Here is a 25,492-nt window from a genome sequence, read left to right on the forward strand (position 1 = left end):
AGGATGTTGTGTGTTTTTATGTGAAATGGTGTTGCATGATTTTTTCCTTTGTTCTACGTTTTGGCTTGGTACCGGACTTGGTACCATAAAGGAGCCGAAATGAGAATACATGAAAAGCTAAGTGCTGCAAAGGTAAAATCCCTTCCCCCAGGAAGATATGTAGATGGTGGCGGTCTCCATCTTTTGGTGAGAAAGACCGGATCTCGTTCATGGGTTTATCGCTGGCAACGGTTGGGGAGGCAGCGGGATATTGGTCTGGGGCCATACCCTGATGTGTCCCTTAAGGCTGCACGGGAAAAGGCGGCTGAGCTACGGGCCATGGTACAGCGGGGCCAGGTTCCAGCCATTGAAAAGCCACAGCCGGAATTAACATTCGCTGAGGTTGCCCTTGCTTGCATAGAAAGCCGAAAGGCCGGGTGGAGCAATAAGAAACATGCCCAACAGTGGGAGAATACGCTTGCACAATATGCCTTTCCGGTGCTCGGGTCCATGGATCCAAGACACATCCAGGCACCAGACGTTATCCGTGCTTTGAAATCCATATGGAATGATAAACCTGAAACCGCTTCACGGGTGCGTCAGCGGATTGAGACTGTTCTCGACCATGCAAGGGTAAAGGGGCTTCGGGAAGGGGATAACCCGGCTTCATGGAAAGGAAATCTTGACAGCGTTTTTCCAAAACGAACGGCAGTTGCTGGTGTCAAGAATTTTGAGGCTGTCCCCTTTACGCTGTTGCCGGGTCTTTATAAGAGTTTGAAAAAATCGGAATCTGCTTCCTCTTTATGTTTGCGCTGGATCATCCTTACTGCTTGCCGTTCTAATGAAGGCCGTTCTGCCATGTGGTCTGAAATAACCATTGAGCGGGGTTGCTTGTGTTGGACAATTCCAGCAGCCCGGACGAAAACAAAGAGGCCGCATTCTGTACCCCTTACGGATGAAATGAAAAGCATCATTGAGAATGCCAAAAACTACGATGATAAAAGTGGCTTTATCTTCCCTTCTCCCAGCGGTTCAGTCCTTTCCGATGTTGCCGTATCCAAAGCCTTAAAAAGCAGATTGGAGCCAGACCAGAAGGGTACCGTGCATGGTATGAGGTCTTGCTTTAAAGACTGGTGCCTTGAGAAGCAGCCATTGATACCGGATCATGTTTCGGAAGCCTGCCTTGCCCATGTATCCGGGGATCGTGTCCGGGATGCTTATGCCCGGACAGATCTCCAAGACCAGAAGAAAGAGCTGCTTCACAGGTGGAATATCTTCTTGGTATCCGGAGAGAGAAGGGGGTAGTGTCGCACGTCTCAAAAACAGGATTTTTATCTTTTATATACTTTTATTTCATACTGTTATGATCGTTGTTTGTTGCCGAAATAGTGTCGAAAAATTGTCGCAATGTAGTCTCAAAAAGGAGGTTTTTGTGGATAACAAGGACAGCAGGCAAGAAAAGGAACTTTCTTTCCCGCTGACAGAGGTGCAGAAAAAGGAGGCACTATCGGACAAGGAGAGGGAGGAAGAGCTTTCTTCCCTGTTAGCAGAGGCGAAGGAAAAGCTCAAAGCGATCAAGGAATACAGGGAAAAGATGGGGTGGTAGTGCAAGAAGGAAATAAACCCGCCCCTTGAGGGACGGGCCATGTCTAAGCCTGAGCGTTTTCTTCCAAGTAAGTTGATACGGCTTCCGCCAGTAGGCCGGATCTGGTTTTGCCATGCCTGCCCCGATAACTGTCAATTTCACGAAGGAGGCTTTCGGGAAGACTGATATTGACCCGGACGGACTTTTCATAGGAGCGCATTATCCTACTATCCAAGATCACCGGGACAACATCTCCCCCGTTTGTCTGGGACTTGATCTTTTCCCTTGGGGATGCCGTGGGTTTTTTGTCCAGACCAGCCAGGGAAGCAGCCAAGGCATCCGTGGCCATCCTGAAAGCTTCATCCCAATCCTTTCCAAAGGTGGCACATCCGGGGATGTCCGGGAAATAGACTTCCGTAAATCCTTCTTCGCCTACTTCAAAAACAGCATAATAGTATTGCATGTGGCCCTCCTTCTATTTTATGCCAGCGGCTTTAAGGATCTTTTCCGCTGTCCCCTTTGGTATGTCCCGTGGATTTCTGGGGATTGGGATTCTGGGGAATCCCTCTTTCGTCCAGATTTCATGAACGCCGCCTTGCTCTTGCTGGAACCCTGCCTTTTTTAAGAGTCTTACCAGTTCACTTTTTTTCATGGATGTCAGAACCCTTTCTTTGAAAAAGAATAAGTGTGTAAAGACACAAAATCAAGCTTTTTTTGTGTCTTTACACAAACAGAACCCTTTTTCAGAAATACGGTTTATTTTGGGTATACCCTTTGGACACCAAGAAAAGCCCATTGCTACACTTGAAAAAATCCCATAAAAACAAGTTTACTTTTTCCTTGACACCGCATCAGGTAAACCGTATATGTAAACCATGGTCTAAATAAACCAGACAATAAGGGGGAATCATGGGAAACGGGAGCCGGGTGTTTGCATATCTTCGAGCATCGACAGCGGATCAGGACGCAACCAGAGCAAAAAAAATGTTGGATACCTTTTGCCATGAGCAAGGGGCATCCATTTCAGGGTATTTTGTGGAAAATGCTTCGGGCGCAACCCTGGACAGGCCGGAATTGATGAGGGCCTTGGCATTCATGCAGGAAGGGGATGTGCTTCTCCTTGAACAGGTGGACCGCCTCACAAGGCTTAAGTCTGCGGAATGGGAGAAGCTTCGGTCCATTATCGAGGGAAAAGGGATTCGTCTTTGTGCGCTGGATCTGCCCTTTACCTTCCCGGTGCTGGAAAAAAAGGAATCTGTTGCTGAGGATGATTTTCAGCAGCGTATCGTGGCAGCCATAACGGGGATGATGCTGGATGTTTTGGCGGCGGTTGCCCGAAAAGACTTCGATGATCGCCGGAGAAGACAAAAGGAGGGAATTGCCAAGGCGCAGGAGCAGGGGAAGTACGCAGGACGCAAGAAGGATGAACAAAAACGGAATCAGATCCTTGCATTACGGGAGAGGGGCTTGTCGTACTCTGAAATTGAAGATTTGCTTGCGTGTAGTCGCAGGACCATATCACGGGCGGTCAAAGGGGTTTGAATATGGTGGATAGCACGGGCAGGCCCGGAGGACTGCCCGGAAGTAGAGGTTAGGGGACTTCTGAAATGTCAAAAAAATTTTGACATAAGGCAAAAAGGATTTCATTTGCAAAATATTTTATTTGGGCAATGACAAACATCCTATTTTCCTCACCAATATGTTCCCATCCCTCTTCAAGAAGGCTTGTCCAATCCCTTATTTTGTGGGCAAAAAGTTCGGTTCTGATCGCTCGATCAAAACAAATATCTATTTTTTCTTCAAGGGTCAGGTCATTCATGGCAACTCCTTTCATGCGGTGAAAAGAATGGCCGCCTGCTCAAATAGGGTAGGCGGTTCTATACGGGTTGGAACTACCGGAAATAGGCAACCGGCCCCTCCGAAGAGGGCCACGTATAGAACCGCCATAAGTGGGATGCAGGTATGAAATAAAAATGCGCCTGCATTTTTTGTGGGGGCGCTATGCTCCTATTTTGCCGGGGTTCCAATCCCGACCATGGTCTTTTTCCATGGTGGAGTTAGCTTGTCATTTTTCCCGTGGTTCTGCAAGTCCTTTTTCCCGTCCATTTTGAATGTATTCCTCTCTTGCCTGCCATGAAGGTGAAAGGCTACTGCCTCACAGTTAAAAAAGCTGTCCCCTGATTTTCTTCACATGCGCTCATAAAAAGACAATATGCGGAAAGCTCACGAACAGACTTTCAGGGCGATATTTTTTGAGGTCTGACCGGATGCCTTCCTTTTCTCCTTGTTTTTGCTTCCGTAAAGCCTCAATCCCTTTGAATTAAAAATATTTTTGATTTGCGGAAAAATTATTTGTCAGAAAAGAAAAATCGTCTTAAAATACCGCAAGATGACGGGTTATTTTGGAGTTGTTGGTGGTGGAAGAACCAGAAACACGCTTTTTGATGGAGGATTTTTTATCATGGAAGAGAAAAAAAATAAGCCAAAAAATCACCCCAAAAAAGGTGATGTTATTCTTGTTGAGCCAATTAAATCAAAGCAAAAAATAGAAGAAATCAGGGCATTGCTGAAGGGGCAGAAATCAGGCAGAGACTTGGCCTTGCTTGAGTTGGGTGTAAGCTCAAGTCTACGGGCCGGAGACTTCCTTAATTTTCGGATCAGCGATGTTCGAGAGCTTGTCCGATCGGGGAGCTTCCAGTTGAGAGAACAGAAAACAGGCAAGGTGCGCAGGGTTGGAATCAATAACAAGGCCATGACAGCCATTGAAATTTATTTAACGGAAAGGCTTTCCCGTGGTGCGGAGGATGAAGATTTCTTTTTTTCCGGCCAACGGAACCCAGGAAAGCAACCTATGACTACTTCTTGGCTGACACGGCTCCTGAAAAAATGGGCATCAAGTGTGGGGATTTCTGGAAATTTTGGCAGCCACAGCCTGCGCAAGACCGGGGCTTACCATCGGCATCAGGGCGGGTGTTCTCTTGCAAGCTTGTGTGTTTGGTTAGGCCATTCCGGGGAGCGCATGACCGCCCGGTACATCGGTATCGATCTAAATGAAATAGAAAAACTAAATAATTTTGAAATCTGAGTTTATGGCGGCAGGAGGGATTTTTCATAAACAGACAAGGGGGCTTCATGCATTTTCGCACTTAATACGCAAAGAACGGCGCACTTTCGGCGCACCATCGCAAGAATTACTTATAGCTGGCCTTTTGGTGGATGCGCAGCGTCCGGCAGATGGAAAATCAAAAAAGATGCGTAGCCGTTGGAAGATGGGACAGGGCAAGAAAAAAAACGGATTCCTTGTCCGGGGCTTGACACAAGAAAAAATCTAAAGTAGCGTTGATACAAGATAGCCCGTGCTTTTCCGTGGGCGATACATCATGTAGCACACGAGGACCACAAGGCCCGGTGCAGAAAACCCGTAACAATGGGTGATCTGTTCCGGGCTTTTTTTTTCTACAACAAAAAAAAGGAGCTTTATATGTGCGTTCAAGTGATTGTCCACGGCGGTTTTAATGTGCCGGAAAATTTCATCCGTGATCTGTATTGGAGAATTGGCTTAGAAGGAAAAAGTTCATTTTTTAATGGTCGCAGCGAGGATGATTTTTACAGTGCTATTCAGAGCGGGAATCTGGGTGTTTTTTCTGTGATTTTTAAGAACAAAATTCCATCAGGAGCCATTTTCACAAGGGGCATAGCTCCACGGGTGGCCGCCTTCTCCATGGTTTCCTTTGGACAAGGGCTTTCGGTTTCAGATGCCAGGGAAGTTCTTTCATTTTTCCGGCAGCCGGATGGTGAAGAAATTTTATCAGAAACACTTCTTGCCGCTGTTCCCAGCGGCAGCGAGGATCATCATTTTTTCCGGGAATCAGGGTGTTTTGATTTTCCCCTGGACGATCTTGGGGCAGCAGGAACTACCTTGATATTATTCCGTGGTGAGGTGTGAAAAACGAACGAGAGTTTTTGACTTATACGTTTAGGGGCAACATGGATGCTGTCCGATTCATTGAAGTTTTAGGTGGCATTTCTCAGGTATGGGACGACTTGATTGACAAAGACAGGCATGTTGGCGAAGCGGAAATCAATAATGTTTTTTGTGACTGTCTGTTGCTCATCCCCGAAAATCCATTTTTCCAAAGAAACATGAAAACCCTTGTCCCGCTGATGCGGCAAACCATCTTGGATTATGTTGCCAGCGTGGAACTAGAGAAGGGCTGCCAGCATGAAAGGAGTATATCTTTTGTGCTTCGAGACAGCATGGTGGGCTTGGTTCATCACATTTCTTTTTTGGTGGGAGGGATGCGTTGGGCTGCAAAAACAGGGTCTGTAATCAGGCGTTTTTTTCACGATGAAACGCTTGCACAATATGAAAGGAATCTTCCTATGAGCGTGGGGGGCGGCGGTGGAGGAAGCGGTGTTGATAAAGAACACAACGCTAAAATGGCTGCACTAGCTGAACGAAGCATGGATATGTCTGAAGAGTACCACGATCTTTGGAGGCGCAGCTATCGGCCTTTGGAAGAAGCCCAAATGAGAGCAAACATGGCAATGATTCCTGACGAGGTGAATCATCACCAAGCCCAGCTCCGATACGGAACAGCACAAGCCGATGCACAACGAGGACTCCTTCCCCAGCAGACGGGTCTTGCATCGGCCCAGATAGATTCTCAGCTTTCCCTTCTCCCCCAGCAGACGGAGCTTGCCAAGGCGCAAATGGATTACGGGATGACGCAGGCCAATGCAGGCCAGCAAAAAACCATGATGGGATTGGGGGCTACGCAGTCTCTATATAGTGATGTCATGGCAGGGCCGGACCTGAAAGGGGCTTCGGATCTGGCCGGGTCGCAGATGGCCGCAGGATTCCAGGGGGCAGCGCAGAAAACCGCTGCGGATGCATCCCGCATGGGCATGGGTAATATGATGTCCGGGCTGGGCGGTTCCAATGTTGGCATGGGTGCTTCCGTTGCTGCGGCAAAGAATCAGGCACGGCGGGACGAAAAGAACACCCACAATCAAAAACTTGGCATGATGGCCGGGCTGGGTGGGTAGGATTTGAACCGGATCCCACTGGACCGCAGTTCGGTGGAGAAGCAAGGATTTGAAATCAGGAAACGAGGACCATATAGGCCCGTCCTGTAATTTTCTCTAATTATAAGGAGGGCTTGTTATGTTTGATTGTAGAGACGAGGGGCAGTGGATGGATAGCTTGGACGCTCACGGATTGCCAGAAGCGTATCACAAGATTTGTGGGAAGCTGGCAGCCCCGCTTTATGTCGGAGTGACAGCGGCTGAGGCGTTAAAGAACATGCTTTTGAAGTTTCCAGAAGCAGCAACTTTCCAAAAAACCGAAAACTTCATGGAGGCATTCTGCAAGTCTGTCTTGGTCCGGCTCCGGGAGGGGCTGCCCATGGAGATCATTTCTGAGGCATGGGGTGGGGATGTTGATGCCCTTCGAGGTGCAGCTTTGGATGTGCTTGGGGCTATCGAAAAAAAAACTTTGAGGCGGGAGAAATGCACTCTTCCCACTGGGCACAAAGCGGGAAAACATCATATTTCAGTTGCCATAAAGGGCCGAAAGGAAAGGTTTTTATGTGTTTAAAAGATAGAATCGGGCGGCTACCAGCACCATCCAGTCGCAGGAGCCGGATTTTGCGGAAGCTTGAGCTAGAGATAGATGGTGTGCTTGCATCCATGGTCAAGGCTGCAAAAAATGGAGACGCTCAGGCCGGAACAGCCCTGCTCAGACTCTGGGCAGGCGAAACCCCTTCGGGGGGATAGCAGACAGTTCCGAACGATGCCCGTTTAGGGGGATTTTTTCACGGACCCCTTCTGACCGGGCATTTTTTTTCAAAAAAAAGACGAAAACCCTATGCTCATTTCCGCCAGAATATTTCAATCGTGCCACCTTGCTCCTTGATTGGTCATACCAATTATGAGTAACGAAAAAAAGGTGTTGTGCTGGAAAGCGACATGATGCAGCCTGCTAGTGGGCTTTTAAATATGTTTGGGGTTGATTAACAGCGTTGCACTTTACGGAGGATAGATAACATGGATAAGGCTTTTTACAGGTCAAAAAATGTATGTGAACTGCTTCAAGTGAACCGCTCCACCATTTGGAGGTGGGTCCGGGAAGGGCATTTCCCTGAACCCCGCCGCTTCGGAGCTGGTAGGCGGCTGATAGGTTGGGATCGAGAGACCATAGAGAGGTTCATTAAGGATCAGGAATAATAAAACCCCCTTGTGGGAGGGGGCTTATTTGGGAAAAGCTGAAATAAATTGATAAAAAACTTTATCATATTGCATGATAAAATCAAGCTTTTCCGCATTTTTTCCATAAAAAAATAGCGGAGTTCATTATATGTATCAATTCTCCTGCGTGAACGTTACGGGTACAGATGCAAGCCCTTCCTTTGGGATTATAAAGCCCATCCGTTCAAAGATACCGCCATCATTGAAAGCCTGCCCGTATTGGGTAGTCTGGAAGCCCAAGGCAAAGCCGGGAGGGTATTCAAAGGTGCCGTATGATCCCAAAATGGGAAAAGCCTCTGACCACAAAAGGGATTCATTCAGCGGTTTTGATGATGCATGGGCTGCATATAAGGCCCATCCATACGGCCCTGAGAATCCGTCCGGGTATGGGGGTATTGGGCTTTATTTCACAGAGGAAAATAGTTTTTCCGGGAGCGACTTGGATCATGTCCGAAATCCCGATACGGGCCGGATTGAACCATGGGCGTTGGATCTGGTGCATGCCTTGGGGAGCTTCACGGAGATTAGCCCTTCCGGTACAGGGCTGCACATCCTTTTGCCGGGCAAAATACCGCAGGATGTTCTCAGGCTGTACGTCAAGGGATCTGACCATTCTTTCCGGTATTCAGGCCGGGGCCAGTATGCAGGACAGGGCATTGAGGCATACAATTTCGACAGGTTTTTCACGGTAACGGGGCGTGTTCCTGGTGGCATGCCAAATGTTCTCCGGAAAGCACAATCAGAAGATTTTCAAAAAGCCTTTGGAAATTGTCCGCTGATTCCGCAGGCAGAAAACAAGATCATGCCTTTTCCTCCTCAGAGGGTGAGTACACAGCCATTCATGGGGCAAAGATTTTCCGATGAAGAAGCGATTTTTTTGCTCAAGTCCCTGCCAAACAATCCGGGGGCGCACATCCTTTTTAGGAGGGGAGCCGGAGAGGGGGCGGATCTCAGTGCCTGTGACTTCTCCCTGTTGGCAGCCCTGAAACAAATCACAGGGGGGGAGCCGGACCAGATGGAAAGGCTCTTTCTCCAGTCTGTTCTGGGGAAGAGGGATAAAGCCAAAAGGCCAGACTATTTAAAGCGGACCATCGATAGGGTGCTGGGTGATATCAGCATTGCGCCCATGGACGAAGTCTTTCTTCGGGGGCTTCTGTCTCCCGTTGCCAGCGTGGTTGCGGTCGATGGTATCCCCGAAAACCCGAAGGAGCTTTTGCATCTCCCGTGGAAATTGGGATCGATTCAGGATTACGTTTTTAACAGGATGCCTTATCCGTGCAGGGCCACAGCAGGGCTTGTGGCGTTGTCGGCCATGTCGGTTATTTTGCAAAAAAAATTCGTGATACAGTCCCAAAAAGGGCTGGGTTTCAATGAGTTTTACATGGTGTTGGCACCGACTGGCTTCGGGAAAGAAAGTCTGCGTGGTGCGGTTCTGGACCTTATGCGTGCAGGCGTTGACAGGTGCAGGATTTCACGGGAAGAAGTTACAGCTTTGCACCATGCGGCCCCTTCTTCTGCTCAGGGCCTGCATCGGCTCCTTGAGGGTAATGCATCCATAGGCCTCCTTGCAGATGAATTTTCAATCTGGTTGGCACAAACAAGGGCCGGAGGGTATCGGGAAGAAACTTTAAAATACGCCATGGAGTGCTACGGACGAGCCATGGGGAGTATTCATCCCGGCCATACGGCCAGCAAGGAAAACCCTTATGAAACCGTTAACCATCCCCGGCTTTCTCTTTTTTGTACGGGAACAAAAGAAAAGCTCATTGAAGGGTTAACCGGGGAACAGGGGCAGACGGGGGCATATAACAGATTTTTGATTTTTATTGGTGATAGGGAGCTCCCCCCCAAAAGGTATGATGGACTCATCTTTGAGCCGGAAGATGGGCTTGTGGCTTTTGTTGCTGATCTTCTGCGGCGTGATCCTGAAAAGGGCGTGGTTCGGTTCTCGAAGGAGGGTTGGGAGAGCTATAAGACTGTTGATCAGAAAACGGCAGAAAGGGTCCGGCGCAAGGATGCGGTGCTTGGCGGGAGGCTTGGCGAGCAAGCCATAAAAATAGCGGGTATGATTGCCGTGGCTGATGGCAGAATGGAAATAGGTGCAGATGACATTGAAACAGCATACGCTATCCGCATGGGCCTGTACCATAGGGCCGCAGCCATCGTTAAGGATGAAGGGAACATCGGGGATCTGCATCCGACAATGGCGGCAGCGGAACAGATTATCGGGGTTTTGAAAAAGCATCCGTGGCTATACAGGTCTGCTCTGGGAAAACATTCCCGGAGGTACAAGACGCTTTCCCCCAGGTGTCAAAAGGATGTGGTGGATCTTCTTTTACGGGATGGGTACTGTGATGCGACTGGTAAGAAGTTGATTTCCTGCATACATAAATAATAAACAGAAACTGATTCAGGAAAGAGGGTGGCTGGCATATGCTGGCTGCCCTTTTTTTTATGGATAAAAGCAAAAGGCAAGCACAGGAGGGGGAGAGAGGGGTTTCCGACAATTGGGACAATTTTGGACGGGGCTTGTCGAAAAAAGAAGGGTGTGAAAGATTTTGTATTTATATATATTTTTTTCTTTTTATTTCTTTTTTTGGACTTTTAGACGGGGGCATGGTGTTGTTTTTCGGGGTGCATCCCCCCTCTGTGATTGATTTTTTCTTTTCAAGATAAAAAAAGGGAGCTGACATGGTGCCAGATCCCTGTACTTAATTTCTGTATAAAAAGCCCTTGGGGTATCAATCGCTTGCCTTGGTACCAGATTTGGTACCATTTTTTAACCTTTCCCCTTAAGTTGCTGATTTTATTAAAGAAAAAAAGTTAAAATGGCGGAGAGGGGGGGATTCGAACCCCCGGTACGCTTTCGGCATACACACGCTTTCCAGGCGTGCACCTTCAGCCAACTCGGTCACCTCTCCTTGCTTGACACGATTCTGTGCCAGACAGGTGAGGATGATTACTCGTTTTTATTCTGGCTGTCAACAGGGGATTTGAAAAAAAGTTGGTTTTCGGGCCAGAGGATGCGAAGAGCTTCGTCACTGTATTCCCCCGGGTTTTTATAAAGAACAAGGGGGGGAGCTACGGTCAGGCCATGGCGGGCCTCCATGCGCCCTTCCACGAGAATCAGTCGTGCCTGGTTTTTGGCAAGGGAGTGGACACACCGCAGATACTTGGGGGTGATGCGATTGTTTGCCATGGTGCTGAGTAGCTCTGCCATGCGGTCAGCAGGAAAAATGCAATACAGCCGACCGCTTTTTTTAAGAAGTTTTCTTGCGGTAAGCACCCATCCTGGGAGATCAATTGTGATTTCATGCCGGGCGGCGGCTTTTTCATTGAGAGGGTTCAGCCGACCGCTGTGGTATTTGAAATAGGGTGGATTGATGATGACGCCGTCGGCTGGCCCCCCGAGGTCCCGTTGGCTCAGAAGGCGCATATCTTTTTCAATGATGTGAATACAATGCTGTAAATTATTGGCAATCACGTTGTTCCGTGCGAGGCTGGCAAGGTCAGACTGAAGCTCAACGGCGGTGACGCGTATCTGTGGTGTCTGTGTTGCCAGAAGAAGGGCCAGAACACCGCACCCTGTTCCAAGGTCAACAAAATGCTCTCCCGGCCGGGGCTGGGCGTGATCAGCCAGAAGCAGCGGGTCGATGGAAAAACGGTACCCTTTCTTATGCTGGTAGATCTGTAATTGTCCCTTTAACAGCGAGTTGGGCGTACAGGCTGTCATGGTGCGCCGATACGTAGTCTGATATCATGGACAATTTTGGATCCGTAGCTTGCATTGAGGCGGTCTGCTATATCAGCTTTGAGAAACTGAAGGTGTTGCATCCATACCGAGCTGGTTACGGAAACAAGCAGACATCCGTCACGGAAGGATACGGGCTTTGCGTTTTTGGTTATTTCCGGCCCAACGGTACTTTCCCAGGAAGCCCAGATGGCCCTGAAGTCGCCCTTGCCGTACCGGGAGTGAAAAGGCTCCAGCGTTTTTGTGAGTGCCGTGCTGATGTGAGAAAAGCGTTTGTTGCGGAATCTTTGATTCATGATGTTCTATTGTGAGGATGGTTTATAAAGGATGCAAGCTTTTGGCTAAAAAGGCTTGTTCCCTATTTCCCTTGACTTGGTGTGCCATGCATTTTATTTTGTAAGAATGTATAATTTGTTATTTTTCTTGTTTTCAGTATTCCATCATTCCAGAAAACTGAAGTGAAGAAGTTGTGTATTTGTCGTTTGGATCAGAAAAAAAAGCAAGTGAAATAAAGAGGGGAGAAGGGGGGAGTCGTTTGAGTGCGATCCGATTAGATGGAGTTTACTTTCTGTACAGCCGTCTTTCAGCAGTAAGCCGGAAAAAATCTTACGCCCGGAAAACGATTTGCGGTATTGTTCCCGGAACAAGATTGTGATCATTGGCCATGGGTATGCATGGATTTCGTTGGTACCCATGAATTTCTGACAGTCAGGATCGGTATTGTATGGTGAAGGATGGTCCCCTTTTTGGGATTTTTGAACCTTTTGGAAGGAAGATGCACACATGAATTGGGACTGGGATAAACTCAGGGACAAGCAGCAGCAGAATGAACGCCGTACGGGTGGAGGTGGCGGTGGTAAGCCACCCCAGATGGATGAAATGGTTGACCAATTGAAAAACATGAAGGTCCCCGGAAGTTTCTGGCTTATTTTTCTTGTGTCTATAGCCGTTCTTATGGGGTTTACCATGTTTTATACCGTCGGAGTTTCCGAAGTTGGGGTGGTGCAACGCTTCGGAAAGTTTGCACGGGTGACAGAGCCGGGTCTTAACTTCAAACTTCCTGCGGGTATTGAAACCGTGAACAAGGTGAAGGTTCGGCTGGTTTACAAGGAAGAGTTCGGATATCGTGAAAATATGGATTCCCGAACCCGGTTTGCGGGTAGTGATATGGAGAATTCCGCGCTCATGCTCACCGGAGACCTGAATGTGGCGCTGGTCCCATGGATTGTACAGTATCAGATCCGGGATCCTTATAATTTCATGTTTAAGGTTCAGGATCCTAGGCAGCTTCTCCGGGATCTGTCCGAGGCTTGTATGCGTCTTGTAGTGGGTGACCGGAGTATCAATGAGGTTATCAGTGCCCGGGAGGAAATTGCCCTTGCCGCCCATGAGATTCTCCAGAGGGAGCTGGATAAGGCAGAGGCTGGTATTCATGTTGTTACTATTGAGATGAAACGTACCAACGTTCCTGAACCTGTGCAGCCATCGTTTAACGAGGTCAACCAGGCAACCCAGGAAAGAGAACAGATGATTTACAAGGCCAAGGAAGAATATAACAGGGCGGTACCTGCGGCAAGGGGTGAGGCTGAACGTGTTATCCGTGAGGCGGAGGGGTATGCCCTGAACCGGGTCAACCGTGCCGAGGGTGATTCGGCCCGTTTCCAGAGTATTTATGCTGAATATGTTAGTGCAAAAGATGTAACAGAGCGGCGTATGTATCTGGAAATGATGCGGAGTCTTCTGCCCACGTTGAAAGATAAATATATTATTGATTCAGATCAGGGTAATGTGCTGCCCTTCCTGAACCTTGGAAAAGAACTCGGGGTGAAGCAATGAATATGAAAGGTGTTCTGGGGGCGGTCCTGGTGGCTGCGTTGCTGCTGGCGTATTCTGCGGCATTTGTTGTGGATGAAACGGAGCAGGCTGTGGTGACGCAGTTTGGTCGTATTGTTGGGGACCCTATCATTGAGCCGGGTCTTAAATTTAAAGTTCCTTTTGTGCAGATGGTAACCTTTTTTCCGAAAAACCTGCAGGCATGGGACGGGGATCCCGGTCAGATACCTACGCTGGATAAGACCTATATCTATGTAGATGCTTTTGCCCGGTGGCGGATTGTGGATCCTGTGAAGTTCTTTCAGTCTATTGGTGCTTTTTCATTGGCAAGGGGCCGTCTGGATGAAATTATTGATCCTGCCATCCGCAACCTGGTAACGTCCAATGCTCTTGTGGAGTCTGTGCGGTGGACAAACCGGGAAATGGATCCTTGGGTGGAGCTGGATGCCTTCGGTGAAGTGGAAACCATTGAAGAAGAGCGTGATAGAGAAGCCTTTGCAAGAGACGACAGCCGGACCCGGGAAATTCGTGTGGGGCGTGAAAAAATCACGGAGCAGATACTTGCTCAGGCTCAGCCGAGGCTGGATGTGTTTGGTATTGAGCTTGTGGATGTAAAGATAAAACGGATTAATTATGTAGAGCAGGTCAGGGAATCTGTTTATAAGCGCATGATTGCTGAGCGCCGTCAGATTGCGGAAAAGTATCGTTCAGAAGGTGTGGGGGAAGCCCGCAAGATTCGTGGTGATAAAGAAAGAGAATTGCAGCGGATTGAGTCTGAAGCATACCGGACCGCCCAGAAAATTCGTGGTGAAGCCGATGCTAAAGTTGTAAAACTTCTGGGAGACACCTATGGGGTTGACCCGGAATTTTATACCTACCAGCAAACCTTGGAAACCTACAGGGAGGCGTTGGAAGGAAGTACGGTTGTGTTCTCTACGGATTCAGATTTTATGAAGTTTATTAACAGGCAGGGCGTGAAGAAGCGCTAGCTGGCGGTATAAAAAAAAGCACCCGGAAACGGGTGCTTTTTTTGTGCCGGAAAAAAGCTGTAAAACTATTTTTTTCTACGCTGATGGCGTGTGCGTGCCAGGAGCTTCCGGTGCTTGTGACGCCGCATTTTTTTTCTGCGTTTTTTAATAACACTACCCAAAACATCACCTCCAGTCTGAAAGGAAAAATTCTTGTTCATCGATCTTTCTGGTAAATCGATAAGTTGTTTTAGTAGCATGCGCCTGCTCTGCTTGTCCATATGATTTTCCGGAAAAACTCATCATGACAGGAGGGGCTTTGCATTTTTCTGAGCACGGGGAGCTCTTTTCAATAGATATGCTGGAAATACTGGATCTGGCCCTGCCGGTTGCAGAAGAGTCTGTTGCCGGGTTTTATAAGATGAGCACTTCGCGGTGGGGGCGTCTGCGGTATGATGTCAGAACGGCTGTTGACCTCCTTCCCCACGAACAGGTGGGGAATGCTTATGCTCAGGTGTTGAGGTATGTAGGAATGCCATGGCAGCGGAGTACATCGGCGGCAGCTTTTACCGTATATCGTATCTGTCTTCAGGATAGTCCGATCCTGGATCGTCTTCGCAAAAGTCCTTTTCTTGAGCTTCTTCCCTTTTTGGTCTATGTGCTTGTGCATGAACTGGTTCATGTGGTGCGGTTTTCAACGCATTTGCAGTTGTTTGAAGCCTTGCCGGAAAAGCGTTTGCAGGAAGAAAGGCGGGTACAGGAGATTACCGGCATGATAGTGGGTGAAATATCTGTGCCGGGTTTAGCGCCTGTATGTTCTTTTTTTTCCGGTCCTGGCGGAGCCAGTGTAGATTTGTTTGAATTTTAAATGTTTGCTGCCTATGGATTTTTGTGAGTGGGAGGGCAAGGGCCTTCTTGACAAGGCAAAAGAACTGACTATCTTTACCACGTTTTGAGTAGCTTGTGTTTTAGCCTTATTTATGACCAGGAGAGCGTGGCATGCCTATTTACGAATATGAATGCACCCAATGTGCGAAGGTTATGGATGTACTTCAAAAAATATCCGATCCTCCTTTGGAAAAATGCCGTTTTTGCGGGGGGGCTGTGCACAAAGTGATGTCACAGACAACCTTTCACCTCAAGGGTGGAGGCTGGTATGTGACGGATTATGGCGGGAGTAAAGCTCCTGTATCACCGTCTGCGGAAACAAGCACTCCTTCTGTGCCGGATACCGATTGATTTTTGGTTTTGCTGTATCGGTATTTTTTGCAGGGGAAGCTTTTTGTCAGAAAAACATCCGTATTTGTTGTGAGTCTCTGTGACTGAATTTTTTCCGGAATTTCGGTTTGCTCTGCTCCTTATCTCTTTTTAGAAACTAAAAAAATATCGAGAGCATCTTTACAAACCTCTGGCCATGCTTATCCTTTCGGCCGGTTCCGGAGTAATCCAAAAAACAGTATTATTTGTCTATTTTTAAAAAGGAGAGATTGTATCATGAACATCAGACCCTTGTTTGACCGTATTGTTGTCAAGCGTACCGAAGAGGCTAAAAAAACCCAGGGTGGCATTATTATTCCAGATACGGCAAAGGAAAAACCTGCGGAAGGAACCGTTATTGCCGTTGGTGCGGGTCGCATGAATGATAAGGGAGAGCGTATCCCCATGGATATTAAAGTGGGTGATCGTGTTCTTTTCAGCAAATACGGCGGCAATGAAGTAAAAATGGCTGGTGAAGAATTCCTGATGATGTCTCAGGATGATGTTTATGCGGTTGTGGATGAGGCCTGATGGATTCCTCTGTGCCAGGACTATAATGGCTTAGAATCCAACGGATCATCAGTTTTTCGATTGCAGATCTTCATTATGAATTGCAACCAGATTGTAAACGGAGAAAAATACCATGGCTAAAGAAATAATTTATAGCGAAAATGCCCGCGCAAAAATGCTGAAGGGTGTCAAAAGTCTTGCCGATGCTGTTGTGGTAACCCTGGGGCCCAAAGGACGCAATGTTGTCATTGAAAAATCATGGGGTTCTCCCACGGTAACGAAAGACGGCGTAACGGTTGCCAAGGAAATCGACCTTGCAGACAGGTTTGAAAACATGGGGGCCCAGATGGTGAAGGAGGTTTCCTCCAAGACCTCTGACATGGCTGGTGACGGAACCACAACCGCTACTGTTCTTGCCAGGGCTATTTATGAAGAGGGGCAGAAGCTTGTTGTAGCAGGAAACAACCCCATGTCCATCAAACGTGGTATTGATAAGGCAGTCGAAGTTGCGGTGAAAGAGCTCGCTAAGCTTAGCAAGCCCACCAAAGACCGCAGAGAAATCGCACAAGTCGGTACCATATCCGCAAACAGCGATGAAACCATTGGAAATATCATTGCTGATGCCATGGAAAAAGTGGGCAAGGAAGGGGTTATTACCGTGGAAGAAGCCAAATCCATGGAGACAACCCTGGATGTGGTTGAAGGCATGCAGTTTGATCGTGGCTATCTGTCTCCTTACTTTGTAACGGATACGGAAAAGATGGTATGTGAGCTTCAGGATGCCTACATCCTTCTCAGCGAGAAAAAAGTCAGTAACATGAAAGATCTGCTTCCCATCCTGGAGCAGGTTGCCAAAATGGGTAAGCCTCTTGTTATCATATCTGAAGATGTTGATGGTGAAGCATTGGCAACCTTGGTTGTGAATAAGCTGCGGGGAACTTTAAGTGTGGCTGCCGTCAAAGCTCCTGGCTTTGGTGACAGAAGGAAGGCCATGCTGGAGGATATTGCCGTTCTGACGGGTGGTCAGGTAGTATCAGAAGAAATGGGTATTACGCTTGAAGGTCTTCAGCTCACCGACCTAGGCAAGGCTAAGGGCATTACCATTGATAAAGAAAATACTACCATTGTGGATGGTGCCGGCTCCCGTACGGCTCTGGAAGCCCGCGTTAAGCAGATTCGTGCTCAGATAGATGAAACATCATCTGATTATGACCGTGAAAAACTTCAGGAGCGTCTTGCCAAGCTGATCGGTGGTGTTGCTGTGATCAGTGTGGGTGCGGCAACTGAGACGGAAATGAAAGAGAAAAAGGCGCGTGTTGAAGATGCTCTCAATGCAACCCGTGCGGCTGTTGAAGAAGGTATTGTGCCTGGAGGCGGAGTTGCTCTTGTACGCTGTATGGCTGCCCTTGAAAAGGCAAAGTTCAAAGCGGAAGAAAAACTGGGCGTACGAGTGATTATGCGCGCCATGGAAGAACCTCTGCGCCAAATAGCCAACAACGCGGGTGTTGAGGGCTCTGTTGTCATCGACAAGGTAAAGCAGGGAGAAGGTTCTTTTGGTTACAACGCCGCAACGGATGTTTACGAGGACCTGATTGAAGCAGGTGTCATTGATCCGACCAAGGTTGTGCGTTTTGCCCTGCAGAATGCGGCCAGTGTTGCTTCTCTTATGCTGACAACGGAAGCAATGATTGCTGATAAGCCTGAAGAAAATGCCGGCGGCGCAGGAGCCGGTGCTGCAGGTATGGGTGGCATGGGCGGTATGGGTGGTATGGGCGGAATGATGTAAGACTTTCGCTTGTAGTTTCAGGTTGTTGAGTATGGGCCCCGATGCATGTATGTGCATTGGGGCTTTTTCGTTAAGTTGTAGGGTGGAATCGAATTGTCCGCCTTTTCTTGACAGTGGCCGCACTGTCCTATAATTATGGAAGGTGGTATAGTTCTGCTTAGAACTGTTTTTTTGTATTGACTGCATGGGTGTTCCCTAGGAGTTATCATGGCCCACGATTCTCTGAGTCTTCTTACTGTTCTTGGTTCCGCTGGCACTGTTGTTAAGCTTGTCCTGTTGGTTTTGCTTCTTTTTTCTGTAATTTCATGGGCTATTATTTTCATCAAGTATTTTTCCCTTCGCCGTGATTACAGAGAATCCGTGCGCTTCCAGGAGTTTTTCTGGAAGGGGTCCAATCTCTCTGATGTTTATTCCAAAATGAAACATATGGGAGAGAGTCCGGCTGCGCGTGTTTTTCGGGCAGGGTATAAAGAACTGAAGGCCGCCGGTAAGGCGGGAGATGGGGATACCCTTGGCAGAAGGGCTGCGGGCATGGATACTCTGAAACGAACGTTGGACAGAACCTGCTCATCGGAAATGACCCGGATGGGGCAGCTTGTTTCATTTCTTGCCACCTGCGGCAATACAGCACCGTTCATCGGTCTCCTTGGAACAGTCTGGGGCATTATGGATGCTTTCCATGGAATCGGTATAAAGGGGTCCGCGAGCCTCGCTGTTGTGGCTCCCGGTATTTCTGAAGCTCTTCTCGCCACTGCCATTGGACTTGCGGTAGCAATCCCTGCCGTAGTTGCCTACAATACCTTTTTGCATAAAATCAGAACCATTGGCTCTGAACTTGAAAATTTCTCGTCAGATTTTCTGAATATTGTGGAGCGGGATCTTCACCGTATACAGGGAGACTCCTGATGGCCACAGGATTTCGAAACAATGAAATGCTCAGTGATATCAATGTGACTCCCTTTGTGGATGTCATGCTGGTTTTGTTGATCATGTTTATGGTAACCGCACCAATGATGCAGCAGGGTGAGGAAGTATCTCTTCCGCAAGTGGACTCCGCCCCGCTGGAAGAAAGCCGGGATCCACTTATGCTTGTAGTGGATAGGGACGGAGCCGTATGGATCGGTGAAATGCGGGTTGGGCCGGGAGTCCTTGAAAATAGGATGGCGGATCTCTTACGAGGAGATCCGGAGGCTCAGGTTCTGTTAAAGGCAGATGCTGCGGTACCCTATGGACGTGTTGTAGAAATTATGAACAGTGTCCGTAAGGCAGGTGTCACACGCCTGGGAATGCTGACCCAGCCTGTAGGGGACGCTGTAAGGTGAAAACGGCGGTGCAAATGGCGGCCATGGAAAATCGATTTGGTTTTTTTCTTTTGATATCCGCTCTTACTCACCTTGTTTTTTTGGGCTGTATGGTGGTGTTTCCCCGGTTTTTGAGTCTGTCTGTTTCACAGACTATGACACCCATGCTGGTAGATCTTGTAGCACCGGTGTCATCACCTTCCGTTGTACCAGAAGAGGTACCGCAGACTCGTGCTGCGGCAGATCCTGCGCCGCCTCAGCCTCAAGCTTCGTCGAGGCAGACCAGTTCTCTGGAGAAAATTCATGTTCCTATGGCAGAAAAAAAGCCGGAAGTTGTGACGCCTCGTTCAGAACCAGTCTCTGTACCCGTGAAGCGCCCTCAAAGCTCACAGCGAACCCGGCCTCCAGCGGATGAAATGAACAGAAATCTGCTAGAAACGGCCATGGAAGATATCGCCCGCCAGGTGGAGGAAGGGGCGAGTCGGTCTCTGCAGAGGGCGTTTCAGGATCTTGAAAGGGATGTTGCAGAAAGGTCACGAAGACAGGGCCGTGCAGGAGCTGGCAGTGAAGGTCTTCGTGGAGAAGCCGCCGGGCGTGTACTGGATCTGTACATTGCCCAGGCTGCCCATCGCGTTCAGCAGAACTGGGCTTATGCTGGTGCCGGTCGAAGCACAGAAGGGGCCGTTGTGGTTTTTCAGATAACACGGGATGGCCGGGTCCGTAACCTCACGGTGACGCAGTCGTCAGGCAACAGACTAATTGATGAGTCTGCTCGAAGGGCCATATTGAAGGCAGAGCCTTTTTCCGTTTTTCCGGATACACTGCCTGATGATCGTATTGCCATTGGCTTCCGATTTACCGATAAAGGGGTAGACCTGTAATGGGGCATGAGAGAAAGCTGAAGTCGTTGTTTTCCATAGTAAAAAGTACTGTGCTGCTGCTTGGGTTATTGATGATGTGGCCAGGTGGGAGTGTTGCGGTGGAGGATGTTCCCATCATTGATATTCAGGCCCCTTTTCTGCGTAAAATCCCCATAGCCATTCCTGCTTTTGTTCGGATGGAAAATGACGATTCATTGAAGGATGTGGCTGAAAAAGGTGTTTTGTATTTTTCTGAAGCAGTAGATTTTTCAGGTTATTTTAAAGTTCAGTCCGGGCATGAAACTCCCGGCCTGCCCGTTCTTGAAGGAATTGTTACATCAAAAATTGATTTTTCTGTATGGAAACAACAGGGAGTTGAGCTTCTTGCTACCATAGGCTTTGCTTTGGATGAAGCGGGTCAGCTGGAGATGGAGTGCCGACTTTTTGATGTGATACAGGAAAATCTGATTACAGGAAAACGGTATCGTGGGCCGCAGGGTGACTACAGAAGAATGCTGAGGCTTTTTGCCGGTGAAATTCTGTTTCAGGTGACAGGCCGTCAGGGTCTTTATGAAAGTCGCCTGGCCTTTGTTTCTGATGCAACAGGGTATAAGGAAATTTATACTTGTGACTATGATGGCACAGGGGTTCGGCAAGAGACCAGGGATCAGAGTATTGCGCTGTCACCAGCCTGGTCTTCCGATGGTAACTGGCTTGCTTACACTTCCTATAAAGAGGGGAATCCTGATCTTTACATCCGGCATCTGGCTGGAGGACGTGGGACCGTAGTGTCCAAGCCGGGCCTGAATGTTACCCCTGCATGGGTTCCGGGGGCTTTTCAGCTTGCTGCTACATTGTCGTTTGAGGGTTATCAGAATATTTACATGTTGACCGGTAACGGTAAAGTGATTAAAAAGTTAACCCACAGTTGGGATATTGATGTATCTCCTGCCTTTTCTCCCGACGGCAAACAGATGGCTTTTGTCTCCAGGCGTTCGGGATCTCCTCAAATTTATGTGAAGGATATGGATTCAGATCAGGTTCGCCGTCTGACCTTCGAAGGCAATTATAATACTTCTCCTGCGTTTTCTCCGGATGGTATGCATATTGCATTTGTTGGAATGAGGCGAGGTGAGGGAATCAATATTTATCGCATGGATCTTGAGGGGGGCAGAGTTGTGCAGCTCACACACAATTCCGGAGATAACGAGGATCCCACCTGGTCTCCGGACGGCAGTCTTATCGCCTTTGCGTCTTCCAGAGAAGGTGCTTTCAGGCTCTATGTTATGACTGCTTACGGAACGGATCAACGCCGGCTTTTTTTTATGCCCGGCACCCAGACAACGCCGAGATGGTCGTTGAAACCAGTACAATTCGAATAATGATGAAGGAGGAAACATGGCCGCAAAATCGTGGGTTCGTTATGGCTTGGTACTGGCGGTTCCCTGCGTAATGGTACTGTCATCCTGTGCAGGCAAGACAGGAGGCACTGACATGGCAGAACAGGAGATGGCAGAGCAGCTACAGGAAGAAGAGGCTGCCCGTATTGCTGCAGAGGAAGAAGCCAGAAAAGCAGAAGAAGCCAGGATTGAGGCAGAGCGTCTTGCAAGGGAAAAAGCAGAGGCGAAAAAAAAGGAAGAAGCGAAGGCCGCTTTCCTTGAATCGCATGTGCCCTTTGACTTTGACAGCTTTGCCCTGAATTCAGGAGCCATGAAAATTCTGGATGCGAAGGTGGTGTGGCTTAGAAATAATCCTGCAGTTAAGGTGACTGTTGAAGGTCACTGTGACGACCGTGGAACCCGTGAGTACAACCTTGCTCTGGGGGATCGACGTGCGCGGAGCGTCAAGCAGTACCTCGTAGACAGCGGTATTTCTGCTGATCGCATTGCCACCATTAGCTACGGAGAAGAGCGTCCTCTGGATCCTGCAAAGAATGAAGCTGCATGGTCGAAGAACCGTCGTGCTCAGTTTGTTATCCGATAACCTGTGAGAAAAGCATCCGGACTCAAAAAGTGTCCGGATGCTTTTAAGGAAGTTTTTATGGTTAAGGCAAAGGGCTGCAGGGTATGCCTTTTTGCATTCGTAGCGATGGCAGCTGCCGGGTGTGCAACCCGGCATGATTTTATTGATGTGGACGCCCGTGTGGCTTCCATTGAAAAAGATCGGGCTGTACAGGTAGGGATGCAGGAAGAGATCCGTGATCGTATGGAAAAAATTGAGGGCAGAGTTGAAGGACAGGAGCAGGATCTGCGTTCTTCTTTTGCCCGTATGCGTTCAGAAGTGGATTCACTGCGTCTTATGATCCAGGAGTTGCAGGGAAGCATGGAAGAAAGTTTTTTCCGTACGCAGGGAGTGACAGAAAAGCGGGATGCCCTTGCTGGGGAGCTTGCGTACTTAAAAGACAGCCTGATGAAGCTTTCCGGTCGAATCGAGCACATGGCCGATTATGTAGGCTTTGAATCCTCCGCTGTAGAAATCCCGGACGATGAGATGAAAGCTGCGGATGTTCAGCAAAGAACGAAAGCAGAAGTCCACGAGAATGTGGATACCTTATATGCTGAGGCAAAACAGGCTTTTGATAATGGTGTCTTTGAAAAAGCCCGTGACGGGTTTCAGGAAATTCTCAAACGTTTTCCCGATGCCGGACTTGCTGATAATGCTCAGTTCTGGATAGGAGAAATTTATTATCGGGAAAACTGGTATGAGAAAGCCATTCTTGAATATCAAAAGGTTATTGATAACTATCCCAAGGGTAACAAGGTTGCATCTTCCCTGCTTAAGCAGGGTCTGGCATTTGAAAAGCTGGGGCAGAAGGCGAATGCCCGTCTGATTCTTGAAGAGCTTTTACGTAAATATCCGGGCTCCAGTGAGTCTCTTATTGCCCAGAGAAAGTTGCGGCAACTATAAAAATGGTGACAATCCTGGGGCTGGATCCGGGGCTAGCCAGAACGGGAATTGGCCTTGTCCGGGGGAATGGGCTCAATGTGACGAGTTATGCCTTTGGTTGTATAGAGACACCCAAAAAAGATCCCTTAGCAAAGCGGATCCACCAGATCTATACGCAGGTCTCCTGTCTACTGGAGAAGGAAGCTCCGAGCCTGATCATAGTGGAAGATATTTTTTCTCTGCAGCAATATCCAAAATCTGGGATTCTTTTGGGAAAGGTCACCGGAGCACTTCTGGTTGCCGGATGTGAAAAGAATATCCCTGTGCGTGAAGTAGCTGTAAGGGAGGCAAAAAAAATTTTAACGGGCACTGGCAGTGCATCCAAGGTGCAGCTTGAGAAGGCAGTCAGGCATGCTGTCTGTCATCCTGATTGTATACGTCCGGATCATGCTTCTGATGCTTTGGCTTTGGCCCTTGTGGGTTTGTATCGTTTTTCCTGATTGACCATGAATGCTGCAAATGATCCTGGAGTCTTATGATTGCCTATCTGGAAGGCACTCTTTTTAAAAAAGAAGAAGACCGTATTATACTTCTGGTGCAGCAGGTGGGCTATGAGATTTTTTTGCCTGCCGTGGTGCTGGAGGCTCTTAAAAACAGAGAAACCGGCACTCCCCTTGCCCTGCATATCTACTACCATCAGACGGAGCGGCAGCCCCGTCCCGTCCTCATTGGTTTTCATACAGAAAATGAAAAAGAATTTTTTCAGCTTTTTCTTACCGTGGAAGACATAGGCCCCGTTAAAGCAGCAAAGGCTCTGACAAAGCCCGTGGGAGAAATAGCCAGGCTGATTGAGGCTGGCGATGCGTCTGGTCTGGCAGGTCTCAAGGGAATTGGTAAACGAACAGCCCAGAAAATTGTGGCAACTCTGGGAGGAAAGACAGAGCGGTTTTTGGATAGTCCTTCCCCGGTTAGAGAAGCTGTGGCAATGGAGTTAGTGGAAAAATATTTTGTGCCTTCGGTGATCGATGTCATGGTTCATCAGTTGGGCCATAAACATGCAGAGGCCGTAAGAATGGTAGAAAGTGCCCTGTTGCGCTGTCCGGACATAAACACGCCGGAAGCATTGCTGGAAGAAGTGTACAGGGGTAGGGAAGCAGGAGGTTCATAATGGATAAACAGGAATCTCCTCTTTTATATTCATCCGATATCCGGGGAGTGCTAAATCCGGAGGCGGAACCGGAGGATTTGGAAGAAAGCCTCTTTTCCCTGCGGCCTGGGAGTCTGAGCGAGTATGTTGGGCAGGCGGAAACGGTTGAAACCCTTCAGATAGCCATTGCCGCAGCCCGTAAACGAGGTGAGTCTCTGGAGCACGCGCTGCTTCATGGCCCTCCGGGTTTAGGTAAAACTACCCTTGCCCATATTATAGCCCATGAAATGGGAGGGCGGTTGACTCTTACGTCAGGGCCTGCGCTGGAGAAGGCTGGAGATCTTGTGGGGATTCTTACCCATCTGGGAGATGGGGATATCCTCTTCATTGATGAAATACACCGGCTTCCAAGGGCCGTAGAAGAGTTTCTCTATTCAGCAATGGAAGATTTTGCTATTGACTTTGTTTTTGATAAGGGTGTTCATGCGCGGAGTCATCGGTATCGCCTGAAACGTTTTGTTTTGGTTGGAGCGACCACAAGGGTGGGGCTGCTTTCGGCACCTCTAAGGGATCGGTTTGGTATTTTCCGCAGCCTTGATTTCTATGATGATGCGGATCTTGTACGCATTGTTATGCGTTCAGCTTCGCTTCTGGGGGTTCCTCTTTTACGTGAAGGCGCAGAGACGCTTGCGAAGCGCAGCCGTGGAACTCCACGCATTGCCAACCGTCTTTTGAAGCGGGTGCGGGATTATGCACAGGTTCGCGGGGATGGTCGAATTTACGAAGACACTGTGAGCAAGGCTTTAACACTTGAGGGGATAGATACCATGGGGCTGACTCCTCTGGACAGACGCTACTTGCAGACTATTCTGAGTTTTTATAATGGCGGGCCTGTCGGTATAGAGGCCATTGCTGCAACGCTGCAGGAAGAGAGCGACACCCTTGTGGATGTTGTGGAGCCGTACCTGCTGAAAATAGGGTTTGTGATCCGGACTTCCGCAGGGCGACGGTTGGGAAGTGCAGCCTATGAGCATCTTGGATTCCCTTTGCCGCAAGACTGAGGAGCTGCCGACGGGTCACAGCTGTTTTTCCGTGGGAGAGGGGAGTTCTTTTCCCCTGGAGGGCAGTGACGGATTGTTGCCGCGGTGAAAATAAGAGTGGTTTAGAGAAAAAATATTTTTGTTCAGTTCCATTTTCAGTTTACCTAGGCTTTCAAGGAGGCCTTTCGCCTGAAGCAACCCTGCTTTTTATTCCGAATTGGGAAGGCTGGTTGCCGAAAGGGCATGATCAGGCATCTTTGTTGGTTTAGCAACACCTGCCAATACGGATTTAGCGCTATTTATCACAATAATTTCAGTAATTAGTGCGTATTTCGAGGAC

The 25,492-nt window shown here is 48.5% G+C and carries 32 protein-coding genes and 1 tRNA gene; 25 read left to right on the forward strand and 8 right to left on the reverse strand.

The genetic code is table 11. From position 1 onward, the window contains the following. Positions 1–99 precede the first annotated feature (99 nt). Complete coding sequence (locus tag OOT00_RS16325; RefSeq protein WP_368407562.1) at positions 100–1,284, forward strand: tyrosine-type recombinase/integrase; 1,185 nt, start codon at positions 100–102, stop codon at positions 1,282–1,284. Beyond that, complete coding sequence (locus tag OOT00_RS01840; RefSeq protein ID WP_265423586.1) at positions 1,199–1,585, forward strand: hypothetical protein; 387 nt, start codon at positions 1,199–1,201, stop codon at positions 1,583–1,585. Before OOT00_RS16325 ends, OOT00_RS01840 begins: the two co-directional genes overlap by 86 nt. A 43-nt stretch (positions 1,586–1,628) precedes the next feature. On the opposite strand, the gene OOT00_RS01845 is transcribed toward OOT00_RS01840, so the two are convergent. After that, positions 1,629–2,027: a type II toxin-antitoxin system HicB family antitoxin gene (locus tag OOT00_RS01845; RefSeq protein WP_265423587.1), complete on the reverse strand. Its 399-nt coding sequence runs from the start codon at positions 2,025–2,027 to the stop codon at positions 1,629–1,631. Between the two features lie 12 nt (positions 2,028–2,039). After that, on the reverse strand, positions 2,040–2,216 hold the full coding sequence (locus OOT00_RS16330; protein WP_144682890.1) for a type II toxin-antitoxin system HicA family toxin: 177 nt from the start codon (positions 2,214–2,216) through the stop codon (positions 2,040–2,042). 257 nt (positions 2,217–2,473) lie between these two features. On the opposite strand from OOT00_RS16330, the gene OOT00_RS01850 reads away from it, so the two are divergent. Further along, positions 2,474–3,106 (forward strand): recombinase family protein, encoded by a 633-nt coding sequence (locus OOT00_RS01850; protein ID WP_265423588.1) that lies wholly within the window; start codon positions 2,474–2,476, stop codon positions 3,104–3,106. Positions 3,107–3,155: 49 nt separating this feature from the next. On the opposite strand, the gene OOT00_RS01855 is transcribed toward OOT00_RS01850, so the two are convergent. Beyond that, positions 3,156–3,383 (reverse strand): hypothetical protein, encoded by a 228-nt coding sequence (locus OOT00_RS01855; RefSeq protein ID WP_265423589.1) that lies wholly within the window; start codon positions 3,381–3,383, stop codon positions 3,156–3,158. Between the two features lie 642 nt (positions 3,384–4,025). On the opposite strand from OOT00_RS01855, the gene OOT00_RS01860 reads away from it, so the two are divergent. From OOT00_RS01860 to OOT00_RS16335, 6 genes are all read left to right on the forward strand, one after another. Continuing rightward, positions 4,026–4,649 (forward strand): tyrosine-type recombinase/integrase, encoded by a 624-nt coding sequence (locus OOT00_RS01860; protein WP_265423590.1) that lies wholly within the window; start codon positions 4,026–4,028, stop codon positions 4,647–4,649. 396 nt (positions 4,650–5,045) lie between these two features. Next, positions 5,046–5,510 carry a hypothetical protein gene (locus OOT00_RS01865; RefSeq protein ID WP_265423591.1) on the forward strand — a complete coding sequence of 155 codons (465 nt, stop codon included), beginning with the start codon at positions 5,046–5,048 and terminating at the stop codon, positions 5,508–5,510. Between the two features lie 437 nt (positions 5,511–5,947). Then, positions 5,948–6,613, forward strand: a complete 666-nt coding sequence (locus tag OOT00_RS01870) for a hypothetical protein (protein WP_265423592.1) — start codon at positions 5,948–5,950, stop codon at positions 6,611–6,613. 118 nt (positions 6,614–6,731) lie between these two features. After that, positions 6,732–7,163 carry a hypothetical protein gene (locus OOT00_RS01875; protein WP_265423593.1) on the forward strand — a complete coding sequence of 144 codons (432 nt, stop codon included), beginning with the start codon at positions 6,732–6,734 and terminating at the stop codon, positions 7,161–7,163. Between the two features lie 50 nt (positions 7,164–7,213). Next, positions 7,214–7,342: a hypothetical protein gene (locus OOT00_RS01880; protein ID WP_265423594.1), complete on the forward strand. Its 129-nt coding sequence runs from the start codon at positions 7,214–7,216 to the stop codon at positions 7,340–7,342. Positions 7,343–7,612: 270 nt separating this feature from the next. Continuing rightward, positions 7,613–7,792, forward strand: a complete 180-nt coding sequence (locus tag OOT00_RS16335; RefSeq protein WP_368407563.1) for a helix-turn-helix transcriptional regulator — start codon at positions 7,613–7,615, stop codon at positions 7,790–7,792. A 334-nt stretch (positions 7,793–8,126) separates the two neighbouring features. Here OOT00_RS16335 and OOT00_RS01885 read toward each other — a convergent pair whose 3' ends face one another. Then, positions 8,127–8,426 (reverse strand): hypothetical protein, encoded by a 300-nt coding sequence (locus OOT00_RS01885; RefSeq protein WP_265423595.1) that lies wholly within the window; start codon positions 8,424–8,426, stop codon positions 8,127–8,129. A 228-nt stretch (positions 8,427–8,654) separates the two neighbouring features. On the opposite strand from OOT00_RS01885, the gene OOT00_RS01890 reads away from it, so the two are divergent. Beyond that, positions 8,655–10,208, forward strand: a complete 1,554-nt coding sequence (locus OOT00_RS01890) for a DUF3987 domain-containing protein (protein WP_265423596.1) — start codon at positions 8,655–8,657, stop codon at positions 10,206–10,208. A gap of 434 nt (positions 10,209–10,642) precedes the next feature. On the opposite strand, the gene OOT00_RS01895 is transcribed toward OOT00_RS01890, so the two are convergent. From OOT00_RS01895 to OOT00_RS01905, 3 genes are all read right to left on the reverse strand, one after another. Continuing rightward, positions 10,643–10,734: transfer RNA gene (locus OOT00_RS01895), tRNA-Ser, on the reverse strand. Between the two features lie 38 nt (positions 10,735–10,772). Continuing rightward, entirely contained in the window at positions 10,773–11,546 is a 774-nt protein-coding gene (locus OOT00_RS01900; protein WP_265423597.1) for a tRNA1(Val) (adenine(37)-N6)-methyltransferase, read from the reverse strand. Next, on the reverse strand, positions 11,543–11,860 hold the full coding sequence (locus OOT00_RS01905) for a DciA family protein (RefSeq protein WP_265423598.1): 318 nt from the start codon (positions 11,858–11,860) through the stop codon (positions 11,543–11,545). Before OOT00_RS01905 ends, OOT00_RS01900 begins: the two co-directional genes overlap by 4 nt. A 487-nt stretch (positions 11,861–12,347) precedes the next feature. On the opposite strand from OOT00_RS01905, the gene hflK reads away from it, so the two are divergent. Continuing rightward, positions 12,348–13,400, forward strand: a complete 1,053-nt coding sequence (hflK, locus tag OOT00_RS01910) for an FtsH protease activity modulator HflK (RefSeq protein ID WP_265423599.1) — start codon at positions 12,348–12,350, stop codon at positions 13,398–13,400. Positions 13,401–13,402: 2 nt separating this feature from the next. After that, positions 13,403–14,386 carry a protease modulator HflC gene (hflC, locus tag OOT00_RS01915; RefSeq protein ID WP_368407564.1) on the forward strand — a complete coding sequence of 328 codons (984 nt, stop codon included), beginning with the start codon at positions 13,403–13,405 and terminating at the stop codon, positions 14,384–14,386. Positions 14,387–14,451: 65 nt separating this feature from the next. Here the strand turns inward: hflC and OOT00_RS16530 are convergent, their stop codons facing one another. Further along, positions 14,452–14,646, reverse strand: a complete 195-nt coding sequence (locus tag OOT00_RS16530; RefSeq protein ID WP_438266390.1) for a 30S ribosomal protein bS22 — start codon at positions 14,644–14,646, stop codon at positions 14,452–14,454. Positions 14,647–14,684: 38 nt separating this feature from the next. On the opposite strand from OOT00_RS16530, the gene OOT00_RS01925 reads away from it, so the two are divergent. The 13 genes from OOT00_RS01925 (at position 14,685) to ruvB (ending at position 25,173) form a co-directional block, all read left to right on the forward strand. Then, positions 14,685–15,233 carry a hypothetical protein gene (locus OOT00_RS01925; RefSeq protein WP_265423601.1) on the forward strand — a complete coding sequence of 183 codons (549 nt, stop codon included), beginning with the start codon at positions 14,685–14,687 and terminating at the stop codon, positions 15,231–15,233. 131 nt (positions 15,234–15,364) lie between these two features. Beyond that, positions 15,365–15,604: an FmdB family zinc ribbon protein gene (locus OOT00_RS01930; RefSeq protein ID WP_265423602.1), complete on the forward strand. Its 240-nt coding sequence runs from the start codon at positions 15,365–15,367 to the stop codon at positions 15,602–15,604. Between the two features lie 255 nt (positions 15,605–15,859). After that, positions 15,860–16,153 carry a co-chaperone GroES gene (gene groES, locus OOT00_RS01935; protein WP_265423603.1) on the forward strand — a complete coding sequence of 98 codons (294 nt, stop codon included), beginning with the start codon at positions 15,860–15,862 and terminating at the stop codon, positions 16,151–16,153. A 112-nt stretch (positions 16,154–16,265) separates the two neighbouring features. After that, positions 16,266–17,918, forward strand: coding sequence for a chaperonin GroEL (gene groL, locus OOT00_RS01940; RefSeq protein ID WP_265423604.1), 1,653 nt, complete (start codon positions 16,266–16,268; stop codon positions 17,916–17,918). Positions 17,919–18,125: 207 nt separating this feature from the next. Continuing rightward, entirely contained in the window at positions 18,126–18,824 is a 699-nt protein-coding gene (gene tolQ, locus OOT00_RS01945; RefSeq protein ID WP_265423605.1) for a protein TolQ, read from the forward strand. Further along, positions 18,824–19,240, forward strand: a complete 417-nt coding sequence (locus tag OOT00_RS01950) for an ExbD/TolR family protein (RefSeq protein WP_265423606.1) — start codon at positions 18,824–18,826, stop codon at positions 19,238–19,240. The genes tolQ and OOT00_RS01950 overlap by 1 nt, the downstream gene beginning before the upstream one ends. Next, a complete protein-coding gene (locus tag OOT00_RS16340) occupies positions 19,237–20,100 on the forward strand; it encodes an energy transducer TonB (RefSeq protein WP_265423607.1) in 864 nt (287 codons plus the stop codon). Before OOT00_RS01950 ends, OOT00_RS16340 begins: the two co-directional genes overlap by 4 nt. Beyond that, the gene (locus OOT00_RS01960; RefSeq protein WP_265423608.1) at positions 20,100–21,461 is read left to right on the forward strand and encodes a DPP IV N-terminal domain-containing protein; all 1,362 of its coding nucleotides are present in this window, start codon (positions 20,100–20,102) and stop codon (positions 21,459–21,461) included. Before OOT00_RS16340 ends, OOT00_RS01960 begins: the two co-directional genes overlap by 1 nt. 16 nt (positions 21,462–21,477) lie before the next feature. Next, a complete protein-coding gene (gene pal / locus OOT00_RS01965) occupies positions 21,478–22,062 on the forward strand; it encodes a peptidoglycan-associated lipoprotein Pal (RefSeq protein WP_265423609.1) in 585 nt (194 codons plus the stop codon). A gap of 57 nt (positions 22,063–22,119) precedes the next feature. Then, positions 22,120–22,986, forward strand: a complete 867-nt coding sequence (ybgF, locus tag OOT00_RS01970; RefSeq protein ID WP_265423610.1) for a tol-pal system protein YbgF — start codon at positions 22,120–22,122, stop codon at positions 22,984–22,986. Positions 22,987–22,988: 2 nt separating this feature from the next. Beyond that, positions 22,989–23,465 carry a crossover junction endodeoxyribonuclease RuvC gene (locus OOT00_RS01975; RefSeq protein ID WP_265423611.1) on the forward strand — a complete coding sequence of 159 codons (477 nt, stop codon included), beginning with the start codon at positions 22,989–22,991 and terminating at the stop codon, positions 23,463–23,465. A 35-nt stretch (positions 23,466–23,500) separates the two neighbouring features. Further along, the gene (ruvA, locus tag OOT00_RS01980; protein ID WP_265423612.1) at positions 23,501–24,133 is read left to right on the forward strand and encodes a Holliday junction branch migration protein RuvA; all 633 of its coding nucleotides are present in this window, start codon (positions 23,501–23,503) and stop codon (positions 24,131–24,133) included. After that, entirely contained in the window at positions 24,133–25,173 is a 1,041-nt protein-coding gene (gene ruvB / locus OOT00_RS01985; RefSeq protein WP_265423613.1) for a Holliday junction branch migration DNA helicase RuvB, read from the forward strand. The genes ruvA and ruvB overlap by 1 nt, the downstream gene beginning before the upstream one ends. Positions 25,174–25,492: the final 319 nt, after the last annotated feature.

Origin of the sequence: Desulfobotulus pelophilus (assembly GCF_026155325.1) — a bacterium.
In the GTDB taxonomy this organism is placed as follows: Bacteria; Desulfobacterota; Desulfobacteria; order Desulfobacterales; family ASO4-4; genus Desulfobotulus; species Desulfobotulus pelophilus.

Bases quoted from the DNA above. Each gene is read 5' to 3' on its own strand.
- groES (WP_265423603.1), top strand. From the start codon at position 15,860: ATGAACATCAGACCCTTGTTTGACCGTATTGTTGTCAAGCGTACCGAA.
- OOT00_RS16530 (WP_438266390.1), bottom strand. From the start codon at position 14,646: ATGGACAAGCAGAGCAGGCGCATGCTACTAAAACAACTTATCGATTTA.
- OOT00_RS01870 (WP_265423592.1), top strand. From the start codon at position 5,948: ATGAGCGTGGGGGGCGGCGGTGGAGGAAGCGGTGTTGATAAAGAACAC.
- pal (WP_265423609.1), top strand. From the start codon at position 21,478: ATGGCCGCAAAATCGTGGGTTCGTTATGGCTTGGTACTGGCGGTTCCC.
- OOT00_RS01875 (WP_265423593.1), top strand. From the start codon at position 6,732: ATGTTTGATTGTAGAGACGAGGGGCAGTGGATGGATAGCTTGGACGCT.
- OOT00_RS01960 (WP_265423608.1), top strand. From the start codon at position 20,100: ATGGGGCATGAGAGAAAGCTGAAGTCGTTGTTTTCCATAGTAAAAAGT.
- tolQ (WP_265423605.1), top strand. From the start codon at position 18,126: ATGGCCCACGATTCTCTGAGTCTTCTTACTGTTCTTGGTTCCGCTGGC.
- OOT00_RS01840 (WP_265423586.1), top strand. From the start codon at position 1,199: ATGCCCGGACAGATCTCCAAGACCAGAAGAAAGAGCTGCTTCACAGGT.
- OOT00_RS01860 (WP_265423590.1), top strand. From the start codon at position 4,026: ATGGAAGAGAAAAAAAATAAGCCAAAAAATCACCCCAAAAAAGGTGAT.
- OOT00_RS01855 (WP_265423589.1), bottom strand. From the start codon at position 3,383: ATGAATGACCTGACCCTTGAAGAAAAAATAGATATTTGTTTTGATCGA.
- ybgF (WP_265423610.1), top strand. From the start codon at position 22,120: ATGGTTAAGGCAAAGGGCTGCAGGGTATGCCTTTTTGCATTCGTAGCG.
- OOT00_RS16325 (WP_368407562.1), top strand. From the start codon at position 100: ATGAGAATACATGAAAAGCTAAGTGCTGCAAAGGTAAAATCCCTTCCC.
- OOT00_RS01950 (WP_265423606.1), top strand. From the start codon at position 18,824: ATGGCCACAGGATTTCGAAACAATGAAATGCTCAGTGATATCAATGTG.
- ruvA (WP_265423612.1), top strand. From the start codon at position 23,501: ATGATTGCCTATCTGGAAGGCACTCTTTTTAAAAAAGAAGAAGACCGT.
- OOT00_RS01885 (WP_265423595.1), bottom strand. From the start codon at position 8,426: ATGGTCAGATCCCTTGACGTACAGCCTGAGAACATCCTGCGGTATTTT.
- hflC (WP_368407564.1), top strand. From the start codon at position 13,403: ATGAAAGGTGTTCTGGGGGCGGTCCTGGTGGCTGCGTTGCTGCTGGCG.
- OOT00_RS16335 (WP_368407563.1), top strand. From the start codon at position 7,613: ATGGATAAGGCTTTTTACAGGTCAAAAAATGTATGTGAACTGCTTCAA.
- groL (WP_265423604.1), top strand. From the start codon at position 16,266: ATGGCTAAAGAAATAATTTATAGCGAAAATGCCCGCGCAAAAATGCTG.
- OOT00_RS01900 (WP_265423597.1), bottom strand. From the start codon at position 11,546: ATGACAGCCTGTACGCCCAACTCGCTGTTAAAGGGACAATTACAGATC.
- OOT00_RS01905 (WP_265423598.1), bottom strand. From the start codon at position 11,860: ATGAATCAAAGATTCCGCAACAAACGCTTTTCTCACATCAGCACGGCA.
- hflK (WP_265423599.1), top strand. From the start codon at position 12,348: ATGAATTGGGACTGGGATAAACTCAGGGACAAGCAGCAGCAGAATGAA.
- OOT00_RS01930 (WP_265423602.1), top strand. From the start codon at position 15,365: ATGCCTATTTACGAATATGAATGCACCCAATGTGCGAAGGTTATGGAT.
- OOT00_RS01845 (WP_265423587.1), bottom strand. From the start codon at position 2,027: ATGCAATACTATTATGCTGTTTTTGAAGTAGGCGAAGAAGGATTTACG.
- OOT00_RS01850 (WP_265423588.1), top strand. From the start codon at position 2,474: ATGGGAAACGGGAGCCGGGTGTTTGCATATCTTCGAGCATCGACAGCG.
- OOT00_RS01890 (WP_265423596.1), top strand. From the start codon at position 8,655: ATGGGGCAAAGATTTTCCGATGAAGAAGCGATTTTTTTGCTCAAGTCC.
- OOT00_RS01865 (WP_265423591.1), top strand. From the start codon at position 5,046: ATGTGCGTTCAAGTGATTGTCCACGGCGGTTTTAATGTGCCGGAAAAT.
- OOT00_RS16330 (WP_144682890.1), bottom strand. From the start codon at position 2,216: ATGAAAAAAAGTGAACTGGTAAGACTCTTAAAAAAGGCAGGGTTCCAG.
- ruvB (WP_265423613.1), top strand. From the start codon at position 24,133: ATGGATAAACAGGAATCTCCTCTTTTATATTCATCCGATATCCGGGGA.
- OOT00_RS01975 (WP_265423611.1), top strand. From the start codon at position 22,989: ATGGTGACAATCCTGGGGCTGGATCCGGGGCTAGCCAGAACGGGAATT.